Source organism: Enterococcus sp. XAF26B05_ASV22 (assembly GCF_056727285.1).
The window spans coordinates 1,559,873-1,580,224 of record NZ_CM161538.1 but is presented as its reverse complement, the minus strand read 5'-3'; the positions used below and the strand labels follow the sequence as shown (position 1 = coordinate 1,580,224).

Sequence of the window (20,352 nt, the reverse complement as noted above, 5' to 3'; positions counted from 1 at the left end):
TCTTAAATCCCTCTTTCTAAATCACTCTCTTTTTTATTTATGACCAACAATGACATGAGGAACATAAGGTTCTTCTAGATAGTGCACTTCTTCTTCCGTCAAAATTAAATCCAATGCAGGAATCGCATTCGTCAAATGACTTTCTTTTGTTGCGCCAATAATCGGTGCGACAACTGGCCCTTTTTGAAGCAACCAAGCAAGTGCCACTTGGACACGTTCCACTCCACGTTTTTCCGCAATTTCAGCAACTCTTTCAACGATGATACGATCTTGATCTGCTGTTGTATCATATTTTGACCTCGCTGTTTTATCTGTTTCAAAACGTTTGGTTTGCGCGCTCCAATCACGGGTTAAGCGACCTGAGGCCAATGGACTATAAGGTGTCACCGCAATTTTTTGATCTTCACACAACGGTAGCATTTCTCTTTCTTCTTCACGATATAACAAATTCAAATGATCTTGCATGGAAACGAATTTTGTCCAACCATTTTTTTCAGCTACTGCTTGGGCTTTAGCAAACTGCCACGCAAACATCGCAGAAGCACCAATATAACGGGCTTTTCCAGATTTCACGACATCATGTAAAGCTTCCATCGTCTCTTCAATTGGGGTGTTGTAATCCCAACGATGAATAATGTATAAATCAACATAATCCATCCCTAAACGTTCTAAACTCGCATCAATTTGATGGAAAATTTCTTTTCTTGAAAGTCCACCACTGTTTGGAACGTCTTTTTTCATGGTAGTAAATAATTTTGTCGCCACCACGATTTCATCACGATTCGCATATTCATTCAGTGCCTTACCAAGAATTCGTTCACTTGCACCATATGAATAAACATTGGCAGTATCAAAGAAATTAATCCCTAAATCTAACGCTTTTTTGATAACTTTTTTACTTTCTTCCTCTTCTAAAACCCACTCGTGAAAGCCACTATTCGGATCACCAAAGCCCATTGCCCCTAAACAAATTCTTGAAACTTCCATTCCTGTATTGCCAAATTTTACATATTCCATTGTATTTCCTCCTCTATTTTATTTTTCGTTTTCTTCGGGTAATATTTCATTGATACAATTTAATGCGGTTAATGTTCTTGGATAGCCGATAAATGGTAGTAGAACGGTAATCGTTTCGATCAATAGTGGCTTTTCATTGCCAACACGCTGATTGTTGCGAATATGCCCTTTTAGTTGTGCATCCGCTCCACCCATTGAAGCCAGCATTGTGAAAATCAGTAATTCACGTTCTTTCGATGTTAGCCCATTTCTTGTAAAATAATCACCAAAACAATTATCAGCTAAAAATGTAGCAAAATGTTTTTGATTTTCCGGCATCGTTGTGAGCATCTGATCCACAGCCTCTCCAGCAACTTCCCGTACAACTTCCAAGCCTTTTTCATAACGATTTTCATTGGTGGTTGTTCCTTGTTTTTCCAAAGGAAGTGAAATGCCTCTTTCGGTCAGCACTTCATTGGTCGCGTGTAAGAAATCGAACACCTTCCCTAAACCGGCATATGGCACTGCTTGATAGACAATTTCTTTTATCTCAACTGCTGAAACACCCACATTTAAAGCTGCATTCATCATTGCTTTGTACTCATTAACACATTGCATTACGATTAAAGAGGCCAACGTTACTTTCATACGTAACCTTACATCTAGGTTTGAGTACTGAAACACTTCATCGAACGTAAAATTGTCAAAAATTTCAATAAATTCTGGATCTGTTTTAGCTAATGCTGACTCATGGTTTGGAAATAATTCATCATGATTCTTCTGTGCAGTTTGACTGATTAACATAGCATTCCTCCTCGATTTAAAAGCAGTATGATAAATGAGCACTTTTTCTTACTAACAACAACAGTTTAGCTCTTGAAGTTCACTCCAAGTCAAGGGATTTGCTAAAATAAACAAAAAAACTTCTAAATTCAAACTTCCTCTAACAAAATTAGAAGAAAGACTCGATTTAGAAGCCATTCATTTTCTATTATTTATTCATATTAAAATCTCTTAAGGCATTTTCAGCTGGAATCATATGCTCATCATAGTTGGCTAATTTAAACTCTAACCGTTCAATAGCTGTATTTAATTCCGAGGCTTTTTCTTTCAATTCCCCAATTTGATCTGCAATAATTTCTTTACGAGCAGGCACTGTTTCATTTCCCACTTGAAATAAGGTTAAATATTCCACTAATGATTCAATAGATAAGCCCGCATTTCTCATTTGTCTACTAAAAACAATCCAACGCAAATCTTCTTCATCAAAATTGCGAATCCCATTATCATTACGTTTCACAGGTGGAATCAACCCAATTCGCTCATAATATCTGATGGTATCTGCAGAAACTCCACTTAATTCACTTACTTTCTTTATGTTCATGCCCTATTCCTCCTCTACCCATTCCTTAACTCGTCTACTTCTTTTTCATTATAAAACAAATTTAGACTCTTTTACAAACTTTCTTATTGACTTAGAGTGCACTTAAAGAGATAAACTAGCCTCAGAATGAACAATTGGAGGAATGCAATATGAAAAAACAAACTTGGCTAATTACTGGTGTCAGTAGTGGATTTGGCATAGAATTAACAAAGCAATTATTGGCGAATGGACAAACTGTTATCGGGACGGTACGCAAGGATACAACTGTGCAAGAATTAATGGCACAATATCCAGAAACCTTTGATCGAGAATTTTTAGATGTAACCGATGCAACTGGTATCAAAACCTTGGTAGATAAAGTTTATGAAAAATATGGCGCAATCGATGTGCTGGTAAATAATGCTGGCTACGGATTATTTGGAGCGGCGGAAGAATTAACCGATCAAGATGTAGCTAAAATTATCGCAACCAATTTAACAGGCTCTATTCAAATGATACGTGCTGTGACTCCATTTATGCGTGAACAACAAGCTGGACGCATCATTCAACTTTCTTCATATGGTGGACAAGTCGCTTTTGCTGGAAATTCTATGTATCATGCGACTAAATGGGGAATTGAAGGTTTTTGTGAGTCTGTTGCTCAAGAATTGGCACCATTTAATATTGGCGTAACGATTGTTGAACCTGGTGGTGCTCGTACAGAATTCCGCTATGGCAGTACACAAGTTGCTGAGTTGATGCCTGAATATGACAATAATCCAGCGCATGCCTTTCTAGCTATGTTAGACCCAGCAAATGGATTGGCCGCTGGTGATCCAGAAAGAATGGCAACAAGAATTCTTGAAAAGTGCGGCGATTGAACCTGCTCCATTACGGATGGTTCTAGGATCACAAGCCTTGGATAGTACAATTCAAACCTTGGAAAAACGAGTGGCAGATTTTAAAAAGCAAACTGAATTGGCCGCTTCGACTGATTTTTAATTACTCGGATGCATTGAATGATAGAATAAGAAAAGTCAGAAATGTCATTTTCAGAACGTTTCTGACTTACTTTTAGTACATTTCTATTAATACATGCTTACCTCTTGCCGAACAATCACCCAGGCTCCTGCTTTTTTTTCAAAAATCATTTTCATTTCTAAATTCCATGTGTTTCGTGAACTATAAATCCGCGCATCTACTTTATTTTGTCCAATAAAGCTTGCATGATTTCCCTCAATTTGTATCTCTTTGATTGCCTCTTCTTCTGATAAAAAATAACGCATTTGTTCACTCTCAATTTGCTCTAACCATTCTTGCTTTGTTTGGTCATATCCGGTCATATGAATCAAATGCATGTCATCAGATAAAATCTTTTTTAATATTGGTAAATCCTTCTCAACCATTGCTTGATTTTCTTGACGATATATTCTAATGATTTGTTGCTTATCATCCATAGACTTTCTGACATCCTTCCTTCGCTATTATGAAAAAAACAAAAATTCGTGGAAGCCGCAATGTTAAAAATGAGTCTCGTCAATCGTCATTTCAGCTAATGCTTGATTAATTTGAAGACGCTCTTCATTTGTTATTAGGATATTCATCGCACCAAGATTTTCTTTTAATCGATGTACTTTCGTAGTACCTGGAATAGGAACAATAAAGTCGCGTTGCGCCAATTCCCAAGCTAAAACAATTTGTGCTGATGTGGCTCTTTTACTTGCCGCAATATCAGTTAAAAGATCTAAGACTACCTGATTTTTTTCCATTACCTCAGGTTTAAAACGTCCCATAAAGCTACGGAAATCGCCTTCCTCATACTTGGTTTCTTTAGCATACTTACCACTCAAAAAACCATTTCCTAAAGGGCTATAAGCTACAAAGTCAATCCCTAATTCTTCACAAATTTTAAACATCTCTGCTTCAGGTTCTCGCCAAATCATTGAATACTGGTTTTCTATCGCTGTGATTGGACTCACTGCATGGGCTTTTCTTACATGATTTTCTGGTGCATTAGACAAGCCCCAGTGTAGAATTTTTCCTTCTTTGATTAATTGATTCATTGTTTCTGCTACATCTTCTGGAGCGACGTTTGGATCAATTCGATGCTGATAATACAAATCGATATAATCTGTCTGCAAACGGCGCAGTGACCCTTCTACCTGCAGACGAATTGATTCTGGTCGGCTATCTAAAATATTTTCTAAACTATTCCCAATCCTTTGTTGCCCGGTAATCCCAAATTTGGTTGCGATGACCACTTGATTGCGAATTTCCTTGGTTGCTTGCCCTAACACTTTTTCATTCTCTTCACCATAAACAACTGCTGTATCAAAAAAATTCCCGCCTAGTTCAACCGATTCTTGAATCAAACGAATCATCTCAGCTCGATCTGCTGGTTTGCCATAAGCATGATCCATCCCCATCAAACCTAGACCAATCGCTGACACTTCAAGATTTTTACCTAAAATTCTTTTTTTCATCAGATAGCCTCCTTAAATAGAAAAAAGTGTTTCGATTATCTTGCTAATCCTGTTAAAAATTTCACTGTTTCAGGATCATAATGAGAGAAGAATAAGCTTTCTTTTTGGTTTAATTTTAAGATTTCGTTCATATCGTCCTCTGTTAATGCAAAGTCAAATACATCAACGTTTTGTTCCATACGGTTTTTATTGACCGTTTTGGGAATAACGACCACTCCTCGTTGAATTAAATAGCGTAATGCCACTTGTGCAGCTGATTTATTGTACTTTTCACCTACTGCTTTTAATGTTGGATTATGAAAGAAATCATTTTTTCCTTCTGCAAAAGGACCCCAAGATTCAATTTGAGTATTGTATTCCTTCATGATTGCTTGTGGTTCAATTTGTTGGTTGAATACATGTGTTTCCACTTGATTGACCATTGGTGTGATTTCACTGAATTCTGCAAGATCAATAAAACGATCCGGATAAAAATTACTTACACCGATTGCACGCAATTTCCCTGCTTTATAATATTCTTCCATTGCTCGATATGTGCCATAATAATCATTAAATGGTTGATGAATCAGGAAAAGATCAATATAATCGGTTTGTAATAGCTTCAAAGATTCTTCAATAGAAGCTTTCGCTTTTTCATACCCAGCATTTGTGATCCAAACCTTTGTTGTGATAAAAAATTCTTCACGAGGCAAGCCACTTTTTTTAACTGCTTGCCCCACAGCCGCTTCGTTTCCATAAGCTTGGGCTGTATCAATCAAGCGATATCCTATTTGAATCGCTTCACTGACAACTCGTTCGCATTCTGCTAAGTCTGGTACTTGATAAACACCAAATCCTAAAATCGGCATTTCAACACCATTTGATAAAGTAACTGTTTCCATAATTGTATTCCTCCTAGTAAAAATAACCTTGTGATACGCTATTCTCTTTTCTACATTTTTAAATTACCACTTAGAGTTCACTTCAAGTCAAGCATATTATGCTTTAAAAATAATAATGATCATGGTTATAAATCTGTTGTAAGGTACAAAAAAGCTGCAACACATCCACTATAGGAATGATGTTACAGCTTGAATTTATAAAAGTATAATACTTTATTAGTATCCTTAAGATGCCTAAAAAGCATCTTTACTATTTTTGTACGTTAATTTTCTTTATATGCTCTAACCGTATTTGAAATAGAAGCGATACTATACAGAAGTGAATCATCATACTCACTATCCGCATCTGTATCCAAAGTATCTTCAAACATCTTTTCATACTCAACAATGGATAATCCTTTTCGTTCCGCTAACTGCTTTTGATGAAGATCAGTGAATAAATACTTTTGGTATCCTTCAACTAAATTACCGCTAAAGAATTCTGCAACAGTGCCTGAACCATAACTGAATAAGCCGATTTGTTCTCCTGCATTCAATTGAGCGTTCTCTAATAACGAAATCAATCCAAGATACAACGAACCAGTGTAAAGATTACCTACTTGTCTACTATAGACAATACTTGCTTCATATTTTGTTAAAATTCGTTCTTGCTCTTCTGACGACTCATTTTCTAAAGCTGCCAACAACGCTTTTTTTCCCATTTTCGTGTACGGGATATGGAAAGCTAACGCTGCAAAATCAGCAGTTGTTTTCTTATGTCGAAGCTGATATTCTCCCCAAATCTTTTGAAATGCTTGGATATACGTTTCATTAGATAATTGCCCATCTACCATTGGATAATCATGTCCAACTGGACGCCAAAAATCATAGATATCTTGCGTTAGCGCCACACTATCATCGTTTACTACGATTATTTTTGGGTCAGCTGAAACGAGCATAGCCACTGCTCCAGCTCCTTGTGTTGGCTCACCGCCAGAAGCTAATCCGTATTTTGCGATATCAGAAGCAACAACCAACACTTTGCTTTCTGGATGCGTTTTAATATGTGCGAGTGCATATTGTAATGCCGCTGTTCCTGCGTAGCAAGCCTCTTTTACCTCAAAAGCACGAGCAAATGGTTGGATCCCTAACAATCGATGTAAGACCACTGCAGAAGCTTTTGACTCATCAATACCAGATTCAGTCCCGACAATCACCATATCGATTTTCTTTTTATCTTCATCGGATAAAATATTCTTTGCGGCATTTGCAGCAAAGGTCACGATATCTTGAGTTTTTTTATTAACAGCCATTTTATCCTGCCCAATTCCGATATGGAATTTATTCGGGTCCACCTCTCTTGCTAGTGCCAAATCGGTCATATCCACATAAAATGGTGGGACAAAAAAACTAATTTTATCTATGCCAACGTTCATTTTATATCTCCTCTATTATTATTCTCTTTCATTACCTACTATAATTTATCATATTTTCAGGTAAGATTGGTAGAAATAAGAATAATTTAAAATTTGTTAAAGAATTTCAGAAGTTTTTTTAATCTGATTTATAGAGTATTATTTTTTCACAAAGCATGGTATATTTCATATTGGAGGTGACGTCGTGGAAATCGTAATTATCGACGCCTTGAGAACACCTATAGGTAAGTATCGAGGGCAATTAAAATCATTATCAGCAGTGGAGCTGGGAACAGCTGTTACAAAAGAGTTAATAAAAAGAAATGCACCAATAGCTGAACATATAAACCAAGTAGTTTTTGGTAACGTATTACAAGCAGGAAATGGACAAAATCCTGCAAGACAAATTGCACTCAATAGCGGATTAGGCTTTGACGTACCCGCTTTCACCGTTAATGAAGTGTGTGGATCAGGTCTAAAGGCAATCAGCTTAGCCAAACAAGCGATTCAATTAGGTCACGCTGAAGTTGTTATAGCTGGTGGAACCGAGAGTATGACAACTGCTCCTGCCATCATATACAAAGAAGAGGATACTTATTCAAAACCCGTTCCAACTATGATGGTAGACGGTTTAACCGATGCATTTAGCGGAAAAGCGATGGGATTGACAGCGGAAAATGTTGCTGAACAGTTTTCTATCACTCGTAAGATGCAAGATACCTTCGCAACTCGATCACAAATGAAAGCGGCTAAAGCTCAGAAAGAAGGAAAGTTTGTGAATGAAATCGTTCCTCTTTCTATCGATGACACTATTTTTGAATACGATGAAGGTGTCCGAAAAGAGACTACTGTCGAAAAATTAAGTACATTAAAAACAGTTTTTAAAGAAGATGGCTCTGTCACAGCAGGTAACGCATCAACCATCAACGATGCAGCTTCAGCCATGATATTAGCGTCAAAATCGTTCGCTGAAGAACATCAAATCCCTTACCTAGCTATTGTTAGAGATGTTACAGAAGTTGGGATCGATCCAAGCATAATGGGCATATCCCCTATTAAAGCCATCCAAACCTTATTGAAACGCAATGATTTAACGATTGAAGACATTGATTTATTTGAAATCAACGAAGCTTTCGCCGCCTCTTCCATTGTTGTTCAAAATGAATTGGACATTCCCGAAGAAAAACTCAATATATGGGGCGGTGGTATTAGTTTAGGCCATCCGATTGGTGCTTCTGGGACTCGAATCGTAACCACTTTAACATACCAATTAGAAGATAAGGATGCTAAGTACGGTGTTGCTTCTCTCTGTGTTGGTGGTGGTCTTGGACTTGCTATACTAATAGAACGCCCACAAAAAAGAGAAACTGATAAAAAGTTTTATCAACTATCAAAAGAAGAACGCTTATTGTTTTTACAAGACACGGGTCATCTTTCTTCAGATAGCAGACAAGAATTGGAAAACGTATCTTTAGATGCAGATACTGCAAATCACTTGATTGAAAATCAAATCAGTGAAATGGCTTTGCCAATGGGAATTGTTCCAGAAATTTTAGTGAATAATAAAACCTATCAAGTTCCGATGGCAACAGAGGAACCTTCGGTTATTGCTGCATGCAGCAATGGTGCTAAAATGATTCGAAATTCTGGAAGTATTCAAAGCGAATTAACCGAAAGCCTTTTGCGCGGGCAAATCGTTTTTATGAATGTTACAGAGCCTGCGTTGTTAGAAGAAAACATCAACCAGCTTTCAGATGAGATTTTCAAACAAGCTGAAAAAAGTTATCCCTCTATCGTAAAACGAGGCGGGGGTTTAAAAAGAATTCAAATTCGTCATTTCCCAGAAGACACTAACTTTGTATCGGTAGATTTACTCGTTGATACGAAAGACGCTATGGGCGCTAATATCCTGAATTCCATTTTAGAAGGGGTCGCAGATTTATTCCGTCAACGGTTAGAAAATGAACAATTATTTAGTATTTTAAGCAATTATGCAACGGAATCTATTGTCACAGCGACGTGTGACATTTCATTTGCTAGTTTAAGTAAGACAGGTGATTTAGAAGTTGGCAGATTCGTTGCAGAAAGAATTGTGGCAGCTTCTCGATTTGCCCAATTAGATCCCTATCGTGCTGCCACACACAATAAAGGCATTATGAATGGTATCGAAGCTGTAGTTTTAGCAACTGGTAATGATACTCGCGCAGTAGCCGCCGCAGCACATGCTTATGCCTCTACAAATGGCTATCACGGATTAAGTCGATGGAAATTGACTGAGCATGGCTTAAAAGGCGAAATAGAATTCCCCTTAGCGATTGGAACTGTTGGTGGTGCTATTAGTGTTTTACCAAAAGCCCAAGCTGCTTTAGAAATTTTAAATGTCGCAGATGCAAAAGAATTGACTGAAGTTATCGCAGCTGTTGGGTTAGCACAAAACTTGGCTGCCTTACGCGCTTTAGTCTCAGAAGGCATCCAACAAGGTCATATGTCTTTACAAGCTCGTTCTTTGGCTATGTCCGTTGGCGCAAAAGGTCCAGAAGTAGACATCATCGCAGAAAAGCTAAAAGCTGGCTTGATGAATCAAGAGAAAGCTTTGACGTTATTATTAGAATTGAGACAATAATAGAGCAAACAAAAATAAACCGAAACAAGGAACTGATCTTCTTAAGCTCCTTGTTTCGGTTTTTATAGTTGCCTTGTCATCATCAAAACATCTAAAAATACTAGCTTACTGTTAAACAATATGCCTTCTTACCTTCTATTCTCTCTCCCATTAGAATTTACTTTGTCGAAACCCCTAATTTTTGCTAATTTTTATTTTAAGCTGTTACAATTAGTTTTGAGGTGAGAAGTGTGATTTTATCAATAATTTTCTTTACTTTAGGTATCTTATCATTCATTAAGTACAAAACAACAAGGGAGAAATTATATCTATATATTGCTTTATCTTACATTATTTTTTCACTCGTCATAGGGTTTATCGTTCATCGTTTTTTTGTTTAGCTACCTTATAACGGATGATAAATGCAAAGAATAGATGAATGTGTCTAATATAATATAAAAAAAATAAAAAGACAAAACAATAAAGCTCCTGATAAACAAGGGATTCATTGGTAATTACTAACACGTTTTCAACAACGATTTTCTTTAATACGGGCTGCTTTACCATATAATACACGTAAGTTTTAAAGTGTATTTGCATCATATGTCAATAATAAAAAAAGGGGAAGTATTGTCATCGTACTTCTCGTTTATATCCTCTACTCTGGATTATTGAATAAGCTTCCTCTGCTACGAAAAATAGCTTTTGGTGGAACCGATCCTCTATTTTGCACTTTAGCTGGAGTTAAGATAGCTCATTTCGTTTCAACCTTAAGATATGTATGCCAAACTACATAGCTACTACTAGTTTTATCTGCAATGTCATGCTAGATGTTAGAACTTTGTAAAACTTGTGAGATTCCTATATCAACTAATCCGTACCTTAAGTGGCCCCAAACTTTTTTTATCTCAGGCCTCTGAAGTACTTTTTCTTTATCTACAAACCATCCCATCAAAAAAGATTATTTAAACGAAAAAAACACCTAAAACATACTATCATATTAATTAAATTTTTCAAAAAGATAATTCTCACGAGCATTGTATATGAAAAATTCTTCCTTATGATTTATACTTAAAAATATTAAAGAAGGAGGAATACTTATGAAAGCTTTAGACTCAGTTGCATTAGCATTAGTTATCGTTGGGGGATTGAATTGGTTATTGGTCGGACTCTTTGAATTTGATTTAGTAGCTGCAATCTTTGGTGGACCAACTACTATCCTTGCTAAAATTGTGTATGTATTAGTAGGTCTATCTGCAATTTATTGTTTAAAATTATTTCCACTGATTGCTAATAAAGATAAAGTAGATGCAATGTAAATAATCGTTACTCTGCAGCAGCTACCGAAAAAGGTGGTTGCTTTTTCTTTTTCAGAAAATAAAAAATCTCATCTCAAAAAATACGAGGATACTTTAGGATTTGTTCATCTCGTAGGTAGTTTGAAGAGTATTACGGAGTTGTATGCGTTCTACGTCTTGTTTGTTTTAATCTCGTCAAACTGCTCTTTTACTTGTTCTGCCTCTTCTAATATTTCTTCTGTTATAGCTTCTTTAAACTTTTGTTGTAAAATATCTTATTCTACTAGAATTGTCCAATTAAGTGCAACACATGTAAAATAATAAAAATGTTTATATTTTTAAGACCATTTCAATAAAAATAGCCGCACTTTTGAATGAAATTTTCAAAGAGTGCGACTATTTTTAGTTATCTAGTTTTCTACCTGCCATCCATTTGATCATTTTTGGATCTGCATGTGAGAAGAATTGGCTTTCTCCTTCGTTCAGGGTTGCAATTTTTTGCTTATCATCATCAGATAGGGAGAAATCAAAAACATTTAAATTTTCAGTCATTCGTTCAGGTTTTATTGATTTAGCTAGAACAACAATTCCTTGTTCTAGCAACCAGCGAATAATTACTTGTGCTACTGTCTTATTATATTTATTTCCAATATTTATAAGAAGTTCATTTTTGAATATATTGTTTTTTCCTTCAGCAAAAGGAGCCCATGCTTCTGGAAGAATACCTTCTTCCTTTAGTGCTTGAATATTTTCAGTCTGTTGATTGAATGGGTTGATTTCTATTTGATTTATCTGTGGAGTAATCTTGTTGAACTCAGATAGATCAACAGCTCGATCAACAGCAAAATTAGATATACCTATCGCTTTGACTTTCCCGCTAGCCTGTAATTCTTCCATTGCATGCCAAGCGCCGTATACATCGTTATAAGGTTGGTGTAATAACAGTAAGTCTATATATTCCATCCCCAGACGATCTAAAGATTCTTGAAAGGATTTCATAACACCGTCATACGATACATTTTCGACCCAAATTTTAGTAGTTACAAACAGCTTATCACGTGAAATTCCTGACTTAACAATACCACGACCAACAGCTTCTTCATTCATATAAGATTGCGCCGTATCGATATGACGATAACCAGCTTGAATAGCCATATACACTGCTTCTTCTGCTTCTTTTGGATCTGTTATCTGATACGTACCAAAGCCCAATACAGGAATAGCCACGCCATTGTTTAGTTTAATTGTTTGCATCATCTATTTCCTCCGTTTCATTTTTATTGTCCTTATTTATATGCTTCATTGTCCAAAGTTCCTCTATATCATCATCTGATATATTTCCAGCTCTAAACTTTGCAATATGTTCATCATAAGTTGTGATTTTATATTGAAGAAGCTTACGAACTTGTATAAGTTCTTCAATTTTCTCATCTAACTCTTTTAATTGATCTTTTAGAATATCCTTTTGAGCGAGTCGCTCATCGCCTTCCAATTGAGACAGCGTGGCAAACTCAATCAATGATTCAATGGATAACCCAGCATTTCTTAAACTCTTAGCAAGAAAAACCCAATTCAAGTCTCGCTTTGTAAATATGCGATAACCATTTTTGTCCCTCTTAACTGGCGGAATCACTCCTACACGTTCATAATAACGAATTGTCTCAACTGTTAAATCGAACATATCCGCCACTTGTTTTATATTCATTCTAATAGACCCCTTTACTTTAGCATGGAGAAATCATGATTACTGATTTCTTTTAGATAAAATGTATCCTTTTCAAAATTGAACTTCAAAATACAACAATTTCCGATTCGCTCTTTTTGATCTATGTTGCTTGTGTGTTGCCATTTCCGCATAAATTGACGACAAGAAGCTCCATGAGAGACTCCTAAAACAATTTCTCCAGAAGTCTGTTTCATAATCGTAAGTAAACTAGAAGAAACCCTGTCTCGAAAGTCTTGTTCACTTTCTCCACCATATGAAACAAAGAAGTCTCCATATGGAAGTGGTGGGTTTAGATATTCATGCTCAGCTTCTAAATCACCAAAATTCCACTCTTTAAGCCCTTTTATACGGTTATATGAGGTATCAGTAACTAATTCCAAGGTATCACATGTCCGCTCAGAGGTAGAGGAATACGCGTCATCAAAAACGATATTATTCTCTTTAAAATAGTTTCTTGCAATGAGTGCTTGTTTCTTTCCTATGGGTGTAAGAGGAGAGTCACACCAACCTTGGATTTTTTTCTGGCGATTGAACAGCGTTTCACCGTGTCTCATCAAATATAATGTTTTCACTATGCCACCAACTACTTTCTTAAATATATCTTTCATGTACACTTATCATAAACCCTGAAGTTTACTTTATAGCAAGAGAAAAATTTATCTAACTAGTATTATTGAATTAAACATAATGATTTATCATGAAATATCTCATAAGGCGTTCTCCAGTTCAAACATTTTCTAGGACGATTGTTTAATTTATGAATGACGGATTCAATATACTCTTCTGAAACTGGAGTCATATCTGTCCGTTTCGGTAAATACTCCCGTATTAATCCATTCGTATTCTCATTAGTCCCACGTTGCCACGGAGACCAAGGATCTGCAAAGTAACAATCAATACCGCATAATTTACTATAGTATTTGTATTTTGCAAATTCTGGCCCTCTATCTGGCGTAATAGTTTTGCGTTGCTTTTTGTTTAGCGGAGAAAGCAATTTTATAATCATATCCCTTACACAAATTGAATCATTTTTAGGAATTCTGCCAGCTAGTAAAAATCTAGATTTCCGATCAACGAGTGTGACGAGACACGATTTTCCTCGGTGTCCCAAGACAGTATCAGCTTCCCAGTGACCAAGTTCTTCTCTACTTTCAGCTTTTGTTGGTCGCTCATGAATCGTTTTCACATCCGTAAACCGTCCACGACGATCACCGATTCTTTTAGTCACTGATTTTCTTCCTTTCCGTCTCAACATTTTTCGTGCTCCAGGACTTCCTACAGGAAATCCATCATCAAATAGACCATCGTAAATAGAGCGATAAATAGTAGGGTAACTGACAATCGATTCATTGCTCTCTAAGTTAATTCTATTCGCTATCTGTTCTGGAGACCATTGCTCTTCAAAAAGGAGTTTTCGAATGGTTTCTTTATAAGGTGATTGATCCAAGATTCTCTTTCGCCCGCATTTCTGCTTGTTCTTATGATACGATTTTTGCGCTTGAGAAGGTGAATATGTTTTAAACTTAGTAGTATTCCTTTTAAGCTCTCTCATAACAGTGGAAGGGCTTCTTTTGATCAAACGTCCAATTCTACGAATAGTAAAACCAAAACCATGATAGAGAAAGATCATTTCCCGCTCACGTATCGTAAGGTGTGTATATGATGTCATAGCTAAATACCTCCTAGTCGATATAATTCGTCAACACCATTATAACAGGATTTCTCACCTTCAATTTCTGGTGTTGCACTTAAATTATACATCCTAGTAGACAAAGAGAACAAAAGTTCGTATAATATTCTCAAGGTGATGATAATGAGATATGTAAAAACTGTACATCTTAACGAGCATATACGACCAGCTCAATATTGTTACTCGTTTCATCTTATTCCCTTTAGGAAGTTACCCTCTAAGCGAATAAACATAGAAGGAACTGTTTACAATTTTTGGTCTTTTCCTCCTGTAAAGAAACGAGATTACCTTGCAGCATTTCTGTTAGAAAAAATTGATCACTTCATAGTCTTTGAATACATCTATCCGAATCAGTATTCGCTACTATCTACTAGCAAAGTCTACAAGTTAACTGACTTTAAAATGGAAACTAGAAAAATTGATTATCCATTCGATGATTGGTTACTAAAAAAAGAGGGGAAAAAACATGAACATAATTGACAAGTGTGAAGCAGGATTATTATCTTACGAAGAGTTTCAGTACTATTCAAAGTGTAGTGGACAAAAGGGAATAAACGAGGTCGAATTGGATAAGTTTATATTTTACTTATATGTAAGGAAGGTACACTTTATTAAAAAGAATAGTTATGTAGGTGTAATTGATAAAATTAGAGTAATAAAAATGTTTCCAGATACCAAAATTCGTTTTACACTTCGCTCTTTCGAGAATATCAACTGTATAGTTAGAAAAAAAGAGTTAGCAAATTTAATTTTATTTTTAGATGAAGGCAAATATGAAGTATCTGTTCATGGTTATTACAACAGTAGAAATCATCTGGTTATAGAGAAATTCTTCGTTCGCAATCCTGATAGTTTTATTCGTGAATTTGTCTTAAAATCATTAAAATCAATTGCATAAAATAATTTTCTCCCCTCCTTGCGTATATTATCGTAAGGTTAATTTTTATATGAATCAGTTAGGTTTGGCAGGATTTTCCCGAACACAATAAAAGACCCTCGGAAACGCTAGGGTCTTTTCACTTAAATTTTAGTTATCGAGTTCTTCTCTCACTTTATTCGGAACTTCATTTTCCGAAATTTGAGTTGGACTATTTACTCTTTCTTTGCTTATTTCTGCTTTAATGTATGCCCCTGATTCAAATGGTTTTGGGTTTTTCCCGAACAACTCAAAATCCATCTCTTGTTTGTCTCCGTTTTCTTTCACGAATGTGACATTGTACTTATAAGAGTAGGTATCTTTTACCTTTTTACCATCAATATCCAGAGTGTCTGAAATTTCAGGAACATCAGTTGGGACCTTCGCATACGCTACCGTAGTATTATATGTTTGGTTGTAGTAATCAAAAGCAAAGTAACCAATAGCGCATAATGCAATAAGACCAATCAATCCAAGTATTTTATTCATAATGATTCACCTCATATAATTTAATTTAGTATAGTTTAACACTACGGAAACAATTTTAACCATGTATTCTTCTAACAATTTTGTAACTTTATTCTATAAATAGCTTCACTATAGGTGTATCAAATTATAAATTCTTTTCACAAAAAAAACGCCTTGTTAGAGACGGCATACTGAATCACTCTTGCAAAGTGGACAGGCATATAATACCTACTAATAGTACAACTTAATAGCAGTTTTTCATCAAATATAAAATGCCGCCCGATCGCATGGACGGCATTTTACAAGGAGTATTCATAATACCACTTTATTAGAATATGATTAGTATATACTAATAAGTTTGGCTGTGCAAAGCATATACTCACTTACTATAACGTACCTTGCAGAACTCGAACCTGCGACCGGACGGTTATGATGAGCCGTCTGCTCTGACCAACTGAGCTAAGAGTACGAAAACCGCCCAACAAATGGGCGGCTGATGATTGTAAGAAAACATAGATGGGTGTTCTTGGTTAGTATATATGGTTTTCAGTGTGAGATTACTGAAAAATGTGCAAATATGTTATTACCAGCTTCACCAGTGATAAAACCAAAAACTTTGTCTGAGTTAAACCTTTTTACTGTCCCTTTATTCATATACGTTTACTCCTAATATGAATATGATACGTTTTTTTGTAATTTATAGCATTTGGCAAAAGGAGTTTTACAGTGTGAATATATTACTCAAATTAGATTGTTTTTTTATGTAACACGAGTACAACGGTAAAATAAAAAAGAGCTCATAGCCCCTTGCCCCTTTTTTGCCCCCTTTTGCTTTTGGAAAAAGATATTTTAAAATTCAAACAACACTTAAGAAAACGAGTAAAAAAATAAAACCCCTTGATAAACAAGGGGTTCACTGTTAATTAATAACAAGTTTTTAACGACGAATTTCTTTACTTCGTGCTAAAAGTACGACATCTATTGATATCATTGAATTTTTTATTAAATTGACTACCACTCTGACTACAGCCGTTAAAAAGTAAGTGATGATTCCAAGCTTTTTACTCTGGAATTATCCAAAACCTGTAGTCAGCTTTCCAAAATTTGAAAAGCTTCTAGTGGTTTTAATCTTTCTTCTGATGTTAAATGTCGATAAATTTCAGAGGTTGTTTTATCTGTATGACCTAAGCGAGCTTTCAATACTTCCCAATCACAATGTCCAGCGACCAGACTTGCCATTGTATGCCGAGCCAAGTGCGTGTGGAAGGGTTTCTTTATACCACATTGCTCAACACATCGTTTAATATGATGATTGACATACTCTCGTCTAAATGGAACGCCTCGCTTGTGTGGCTCTAGATAAACAAATAAATACTTTTCTTCCACTTTAAATTTAAACTGCTTCCGAACATCATCTAGCATTTCCATTAAAGCTTTTAACTTTTCCATCACTAATGGCGTTACAACCACTCGTCGTGCTGAACTTACACTTTTAGTCGTATCGATTTTAAAATTAATTTGCTTACCTTTTACAGTTGTTTGCTTGTAAAAAAGAAGCTCATTATTGTTAAAATCAATATCTTCTGGTTGTAAGGCTAAAGCTTCACTTACACGACAGCCTGTATAAAACAAAACATGATACAAAGTTGAAAGTGGTAGGTCTTCATGAACAATACTGTAATTAAGCAATGATCTTAGCTCATCAAATGTCAAATACTTTTGATCCAATCTCCCTAATGAATCTTTTAATTGCTGAACCGTTTGTTGATACTTTGGACGTCTAACGGATTCCAATGGATTGTCGCTTAATACATTATTCTTTAGACAATAATTGAAGATCATATTTAAGGTTTGGCGAAAACTTTCTAATGAATTTTTAGAATAACCTTTTGATAGGCCATCTATGCCCTTCTCTTTCAAAGTGAAGAATAATTCTTCTAAAAAATCTGAATTAAGACTGATCATTTTCTTATCGCCAATCCATCTAGAAAGAGTTTTTACAGATTCATGTCTTTTCTCATACGTACTTTCTTTTTGTTCCTTCAATGATTGATAATAAACAAACCATTTTTCAGCTACCTCTCGAAATAATTCATTACTACCAGTCAGTTTCTTATATGTCTGGTGTTTTTTCTCCATTTCAAGATAAGCCAATTGTGCTTCGCGTTTTGTTTTAAAGCCTCTACGTGTTGTTCTGAATGCTTGAAAATACCAAGTGATTTCTCCTGCTTGATTCACATGCTGCTTATATCTATCAACTATCTCCAAACTTAATCCCTCTCTTTCAAGAAGGAGGATGAACATGTGTTAATAGATTGCTTTCGAGTACCTCCATTATAAAGCATATTCACCCAAAAATACATATTTTCATGACATTCTTAAATTGTGCATTCGATCTCTGTACTCTTCATAATCATGATTACTGAACCAATTTAGCACTTCATCTTTGGCGTAATGACCTCTAATGCCGTACCAACAGTTTGGGAACTCGGCTAGTCTGATTAATCGATTTAATGTGCTGTCGCTAATTTGAAATTCTCTCTTTAGGTCTTCATTTGTTAAAACAAGTGGTAAGGAATGTTGTATTTTAGAAAGTTCATCTAGAACTTGGTCTAATTTTTTATCGATCGTTGGATTTAGCGTTTTACTTTGTTTTGGAGTTTCAGGAAAACAAATATTTTCTTGCATCTTCTCCCTCCTATTCTTTCCTTGTTCAATCTATCAGTTGTTTGAGTCACCAAACCGCATAGGACTTTCACCTCTCTCCAGTTTACGGCGAGCTTTACAGAAGTATCATTATATACTTTGCATATCGTGGCTTGAAGGGACTAGTTTCAATTTGATTAAGAATGTGGTCGCTTTGCAGCAATGACAAATTGCTGGTCATGGCGGTTCTTAATACAGTGCTCCATGCAAAGGGAATGTTGCTGATAGATTTTATTGAGTTGTCAAGGTACAAGTTTTATTCTTATACCTATTACCAACAAAAATAATGAGGAAAAGGACACAACTTAATAAAATCCTATTCACAAACTTTATGTATGATATAATTAATACACAAAAACTGTGAGGTGTTTATTTTGTGGTCAAATGAAAAAATAGAAAAACAACGAGAATATTTTAAAGAACAAAGAACTACTAAAATGGGAAAGTTTACAGAATTTACAGTTCGAACTTACTATTGTATATACAAGTCCTGCGCATTAAACAACAAGCAATATTGTTTAGGGTCTGATGCTAGTAGTTACAAAATTAATAAAATAATTTATGAAGGTTTTTATGGAGGAGTTCCTGATCATGACAATAAAAATGTAATTGACGACTGCAAGAAAAAACTAAAAGAAATGGGCTACATTAAATTCAAAAAAGAGAATAATGTATGGCTAATCTATGTAATAAAAAACCTTGATTTTTTATTACCTGGAGAACATGAGTTTTATATAGAAAAATTTGGAATTGAGCATGAAATTCAATTTTTTTAGGAGATGAGTTACAATAGTTGACGTGCGTGAGACATTAATTAATGAAGTCAAATCAGTAGGACTGCATAACTTTCTAGTTACTCATGGTGTTTCTTTGAAACAATTAGAAAAATCAAAAAATGAAATAATCCAAACTAAAGATATGTATTTCGAATATTTTGATAATTTGAATGAAGTACTCGAAAACAAAAAAATTAACACAAATGATATTAAAGGAGTAACAAGAGTTTTTCACCATTCCTGGTTCCAAGCCGTAAACTATGGACTGATTGGAGTCCCACCTGGAATAGAGCTAAATGTGGTAACTCTTCGTTTTGCAAGCCTATTATCTTTATTTTATGATGGAAATCTAGATTATGTTTTTAAAATGTATTCAGAAGAATTGCTCTGTGGATGTAAATTCTATGAATTTGAAAAAAATGGAGTTAAAGAATATTTTCTTGCTGGCGATGGCAATCATAGAACTATGACTGCAAAATTAATTGGTGTAGAGACAATAACAGTTGGAAAAATTTATCGTTACTCCTTTAACAAAGGTAAGCATGACTTATATAAACAAAATCTTTCGTGTAGAAAAAAATTTGATGAATTCATAAAAAATAGCTCTTTTTCTACAAAAGATTTTTATGGTGAAAATTGGATTTATAGAAATGAAGAAATGATTGTAAAAGGACCCTTTAACTGGAATTACAGATATTCAAATGCCCTCGAAGAAATTCAAAATTATCATGAAACAATTGAATATTTGACGCTACTTGAGAGTCATATTAAAAAATATTATAAAATATTCAAATTTTCTCCAAAATGGGTTCTAAAAATAATTCTTTTCATTAATGAATCAAATTCAAAAGAAAATATTTCTTCAAAAGCAAAAGCTATATCTGCTAATGAAGCTCTCTTAAGTTTTGGGAATAAACAAACTTAATTTGCATTATTATTTGTGTTGATAATCGTCAAAAATAACCATCTAATTTCCACTTTGGCAAGTAATTAGATGGTTAAACCACAAATTAATTATAAACACTATATCTTAAACCATTTTGTATAAGACAC

Annotated in this window: 21 protein-coding genes, 1 tRNA gene and 1 pseudogene; 7 read left to right on the top strand and 16 right to left on the bottom strand. The window is 35.0% G+C overall.

Annotation, left to right across the window (positions count from 1 at the left end):
- Positions 1 to 33 precede the first annotated feature (33 nt).
- From AC1PU0_RS07860 to AC1PU0_RS07850, 3 genes are all read right to left on the bottom strand, one after another.
- Positions 34 to 1,017, bottom strand: coding sequence for an aldo/keto reductase (locus AC1PU0_RS07860; protein WP_206850150.1), 984 nt, complete (start codon positions 1,015 to 1,017; stop codon positions 34 to 36).
- A gap of 18 nt (positions 1,018 to 1,035) precedes the next feature.
- Complete coding sequence (locus AC1PU0_RS07855; RefSeq protein ID WP_206850151.1) at positions 1,036 to 1,800, bottom strand: carboxymuconolactone decarboxylase family protein; 765 nt, start codon at positions 1,798 to 1,800, stop codon at positions 1,036 to 1,038.
- A gap of 187 nt (positions 1,801 to 1,987) precedes the next feature.
- Positions 1,988 to 2,380 carry a MerR family transcriptional regulator gene (locus AC1PU0_RS07850; RefSeq protein WP_069654783.1) on the bottom strand — a complete coding sequence of 131 codons (393 nt, stop codon included), beginning with the start codon at positions 2,378 to 2,380 and terminating at the stop codon, positions 1,988 to 1,990.
- A 149-nt stretch (positions 2,381 to 2,529) separates the two neighbouring features.
- Between AC1PU0_RS07850 and AC1PU0_RS07845 the strand changes: the two genes are divergently transcribed.
- Together AC1PU0_RS07845 and AC1PU0_RS07840 are read left to right on the top strand one after the other, a co-directional pair.
- Positions 2,530 to 3,240: an SDR family oxidoreductase gene (locus AC1PU0_RS07845; RefSeq protein ID WP_242596617.1), complete on the top strand. Its 711-nt coding sequence runs from the start codon at positions 2,530 to 2,532 to the stop codon at positions 3,238 to 3,240.
- Positions 3,191 to 3,361: a hypothetical protein gene (locus AC1PU0_RS07840; protein WP_242596618.1), complete on the top strand. Its 171-nt coding sequence runs from the start codon at positions 3,191 to 3,193 to the stop codon at positions 3,359 to 3,361. Before AC1PU0_RS07845 ends, AC1PU0_RS07840 begins: the two co-directional genes overlap by 50 nt.
- An 86-nt stretch (positions 3,362 to 3,447) precedes the next feature.
- On the opposite strand, the gene AC1PU0_RS07835 is transcribed toward AC1PU0_RS07840, so the two are convergent.
- The 4 genes from AC1PU0_RS07835 to AC1PU0_RS07820 form a co-directional block, all read right to left on the bottom strand.
- Complete coding sequence (locus AC1PU0_RS07835) at positions 3,448 to 3,816, bottom strand: nuclear transport factor 2 family protein (RefSeq protein WP_206850154.1); 369 nt, start codon at positions 3,814 to 3,816, stop codon at positions 3,448 to 3,450.
- A gap of 63 nt (positions 3,817 to 3,879) precedes the next feature.
- Positions 3,880 to 4,842 carry an aldo/keto reductase gene (locus AC1PU0_RS07830; protein ID WP_206850155.1) on the bottom strand — a complete coding sequence of 321 codons (963 nt, stop codon included), beginning with the start codon at positions 4,840 to 4,842 and terminating at the stop codon, positions 3,880 to 3,882.
- A 35-nt stretch (positions 4,843 to 4,877) separates the two neighbouring features.
- Positions 4,878 to 5,723 carry an aldo/keto reductase gene (locus AC1PU0_RS07825; protein WP_206850156.1) on the bottom strand — a complete coding sequence of 282 codons (846 nt, stop codon included), beginning with the start codon at positions 5,721 to 5,723 and terminating at the stop codon, positions 4,878 to 4,880.
- A 263-nt stretch (positions 5,724 to 5,986) separates the two neighbouring features.
- Positions 5,987 to 7,138 (bottom strand): hydroxymethylglutaryl-CoA synthase, encoded by a 1,152-nt coding sequence (locus AC1PU0_RS07820; protein WP_206850157.1) that lies wholly within the window; start codon positions 7,136 to 7,138, stop codon positions 5,987 to 5,989.
- A gap of 184 nt (positions 7,139 to 7,322) precedes the next feature.
- Here AC1PU0_RS07820 and AC1PU0_RS07815 point away from each other — a divergent pair, with 184 nt between their 5' ends.
- Entirely contained in the window at positions 7,323 to 9,740 is a 2,418-nt protein-coding gene (locus AC1PU0_RS07815; RefSeq protein WP_206850158.1) for a hydroxymethylglutaryl-CoA reductase, degradative, read from the top strand.
- A gap of 1,079 nt (positions 9,741 to 10,819) precedes the next feature.
- Entirely contained in the window at positions 10,820 to 11,038 is a 219-nt protein-coding gene (locus tag AC1PU0_RS07810) for a DUF378 domain-containing protein (protein WP_206850159.1), read from the top strand.
- Positions 11,039 to 11,419: 381 nt separating this feature from the next.
- Here the strand turns inward: AC1PU0_RS07810 and AC1PU0_RS07805 are convergent, their stop codons facing one another.
- The 4 genes from AC1PU0_RS07805 to AC1PU0_RS07790 form a co-directional block, all read right to left on the bottom strand.
- Positions 11,420 to 12,271, bottom strand: a complete 852-nt coding sequence (locus tag AC1PU0_RS07805) for an aldo/keto reductase (RefSeq protein ID WP_069653809.1) — start codon at positions 12,269 to 12,271, stop codon at positions 11,420 to 11,422.
- Entirely contained in the window at positions 12,258 to 12,722 is a 465-nt protein-coding gene (locus tag AC1PU0_RS07800; RefSeq protein WP_069653800.1) for a MerR family transcriptional regulator, read from the bottom strand. Before AC1PU0_RS07800 ends, AC1PU0_RS07805 begins: the two co-directional genes overlap by 14 nt.
- 14 nt (positions 12,723 to 12,736) lie before the next feature.
- The gene (locus AC1PU0_RS07795; RefSeq protein ID WP_206850766.1) at positions 12,737 to 13,318 is read right to left on the bottom strand and encodes a histidine phosphatase family protein; all 582 of its coding nucleotides are present in this window, start codon (positions 13,316 to 13,318) and stop codon (positions 12,737 to 12,739) included.
- 95 nt (positions 13,319 to 13,413) lie between these two features.
- The gene (locus AC1PU0_RS07790) at positions 13,414 to 14,412 is read right to left on the bottom strand and encodes an IS30 family transposase (RefSeq protein ID WP_206850765.1); all 999 of its coding nucleotides are present in this window, start codon (positions 14,410 to 14,412) and stop codon (positions 13,414 to 13,416) included.
- A gap of 487 nt (positions 14,413 to 14,899) precedes the next feature.
- On the opposite strand from AC1PU0_RS07790, the gene AC1PU0_RS07785 reads away from it, so the two are divergent.
- Positions 14,900 to 15,331 carry a hypothetical protein gene (locus AC1PU0_RS07785; protein WP_242596602.1) on the top strand — a complete coding sequence of 144 codons (432 nt, stop codon included), beginning with the start codon at positions 14,900 to 14,902 and terminating at the stop codon, positions 15,329 to 15,331.
- A gap of 129 nt (positions 15,332 to 15,460) precedes the next feature.
- Here the strand turns inward: AC1PU0_RS07785 and AC1PU0_RS07780 are convergent, their stop codons facing one another.
- From AC1PU0_RS07780 to AC1PU0_RS07760, 5 genes and pseudogenes are all read right to left on the bottom strand, one after another.
- Entirely contained in the window at positions 15,461 to 15,838 is a 378-nt protein-coding gene (locus tag AC1PU0_RS07780; RefSeq protein ID WP_069654773.1) for a YxeA family protein, read from the bottom strand.
- Between the two features lie 371 nt (positions 15,839 to 16,209).
- A tRNA-OTHER gene (locus tag AC1PU0_RS07775) sits at positions 16,210 to 16,286 on the bottom strand.
- An 86-nt stretch (positions 16,287 to 16,372) separates the two neighbouring features.
- Positions 16,373 to 16,471, bottom strand: a pseudogene (locus tag AC1PU0_RS07770) (cold-shock protein); the annotation flags it as partial.
- A gap of 435 nt (positions 16,472 to 16,906) precedes the next feature.
- A complete protein-coding gene (locus AC1PU0_RS07765) occupies positions 16,907 to 18,085 on the bottom strand; it encodes a tyrosine-type recombinase/integrase (RefSeq protein WP_206849882.1) in 1,179 nt (392 codons plus the stop codon).
- 99 nt (positions 18,086 to 18,184) lie between these two features.
- Positions 18,185 to 18,505 carry a DNA-binding protein gene (locus tag AC1PU0_RS07760; protein ID WP_206849881.1) on the bottom strand — a complete coding sequence of 107 codons (321 nt, stop codon included), beginning with the start codon at positions 18,503 to 18,505 and terminating at the stop codon, positions 18,185 to 18,187.
- A 392-nt stretch (positions 18,506 to 18,897) separates the two neighbouring features.
- On the opposite strand from AC1PU0_RS07760, the gene AC1PU0_RS07755 reads away from it, so the two are divergent.
- Together AC1PU0_RS07755 and AC1PU0_RS07750 are read left to right on the top strand one after the other, a co-directional pair.
- On the top strand, positions 18,898 to 19,299 hold the full coding sequence (locus tag AC1PU0_RS07755; protein ID WP_206849880.1) for a hypothetical protein: 402 nt from the start codon (positions 18,898 to 18,900) through the stop codon (positions 19,297 to 19,299).
- A gap of 22 nt (positions 19,300 to 19,321) precedes the next feature.
- Positions 19,322 to 20,224 (top strand): hypothetical protein, encoded by a 903-nt coding sequence (locus AC1PU0_RS07750; RefSeq protein WP_206849879.1) that lies wholly within the window; start codon positions 19,322 to 19,324, stop codon positions 20,222 to 20,224.
- Positions 20,225 to 20,352: the final 128 nt, after the last annotated feature.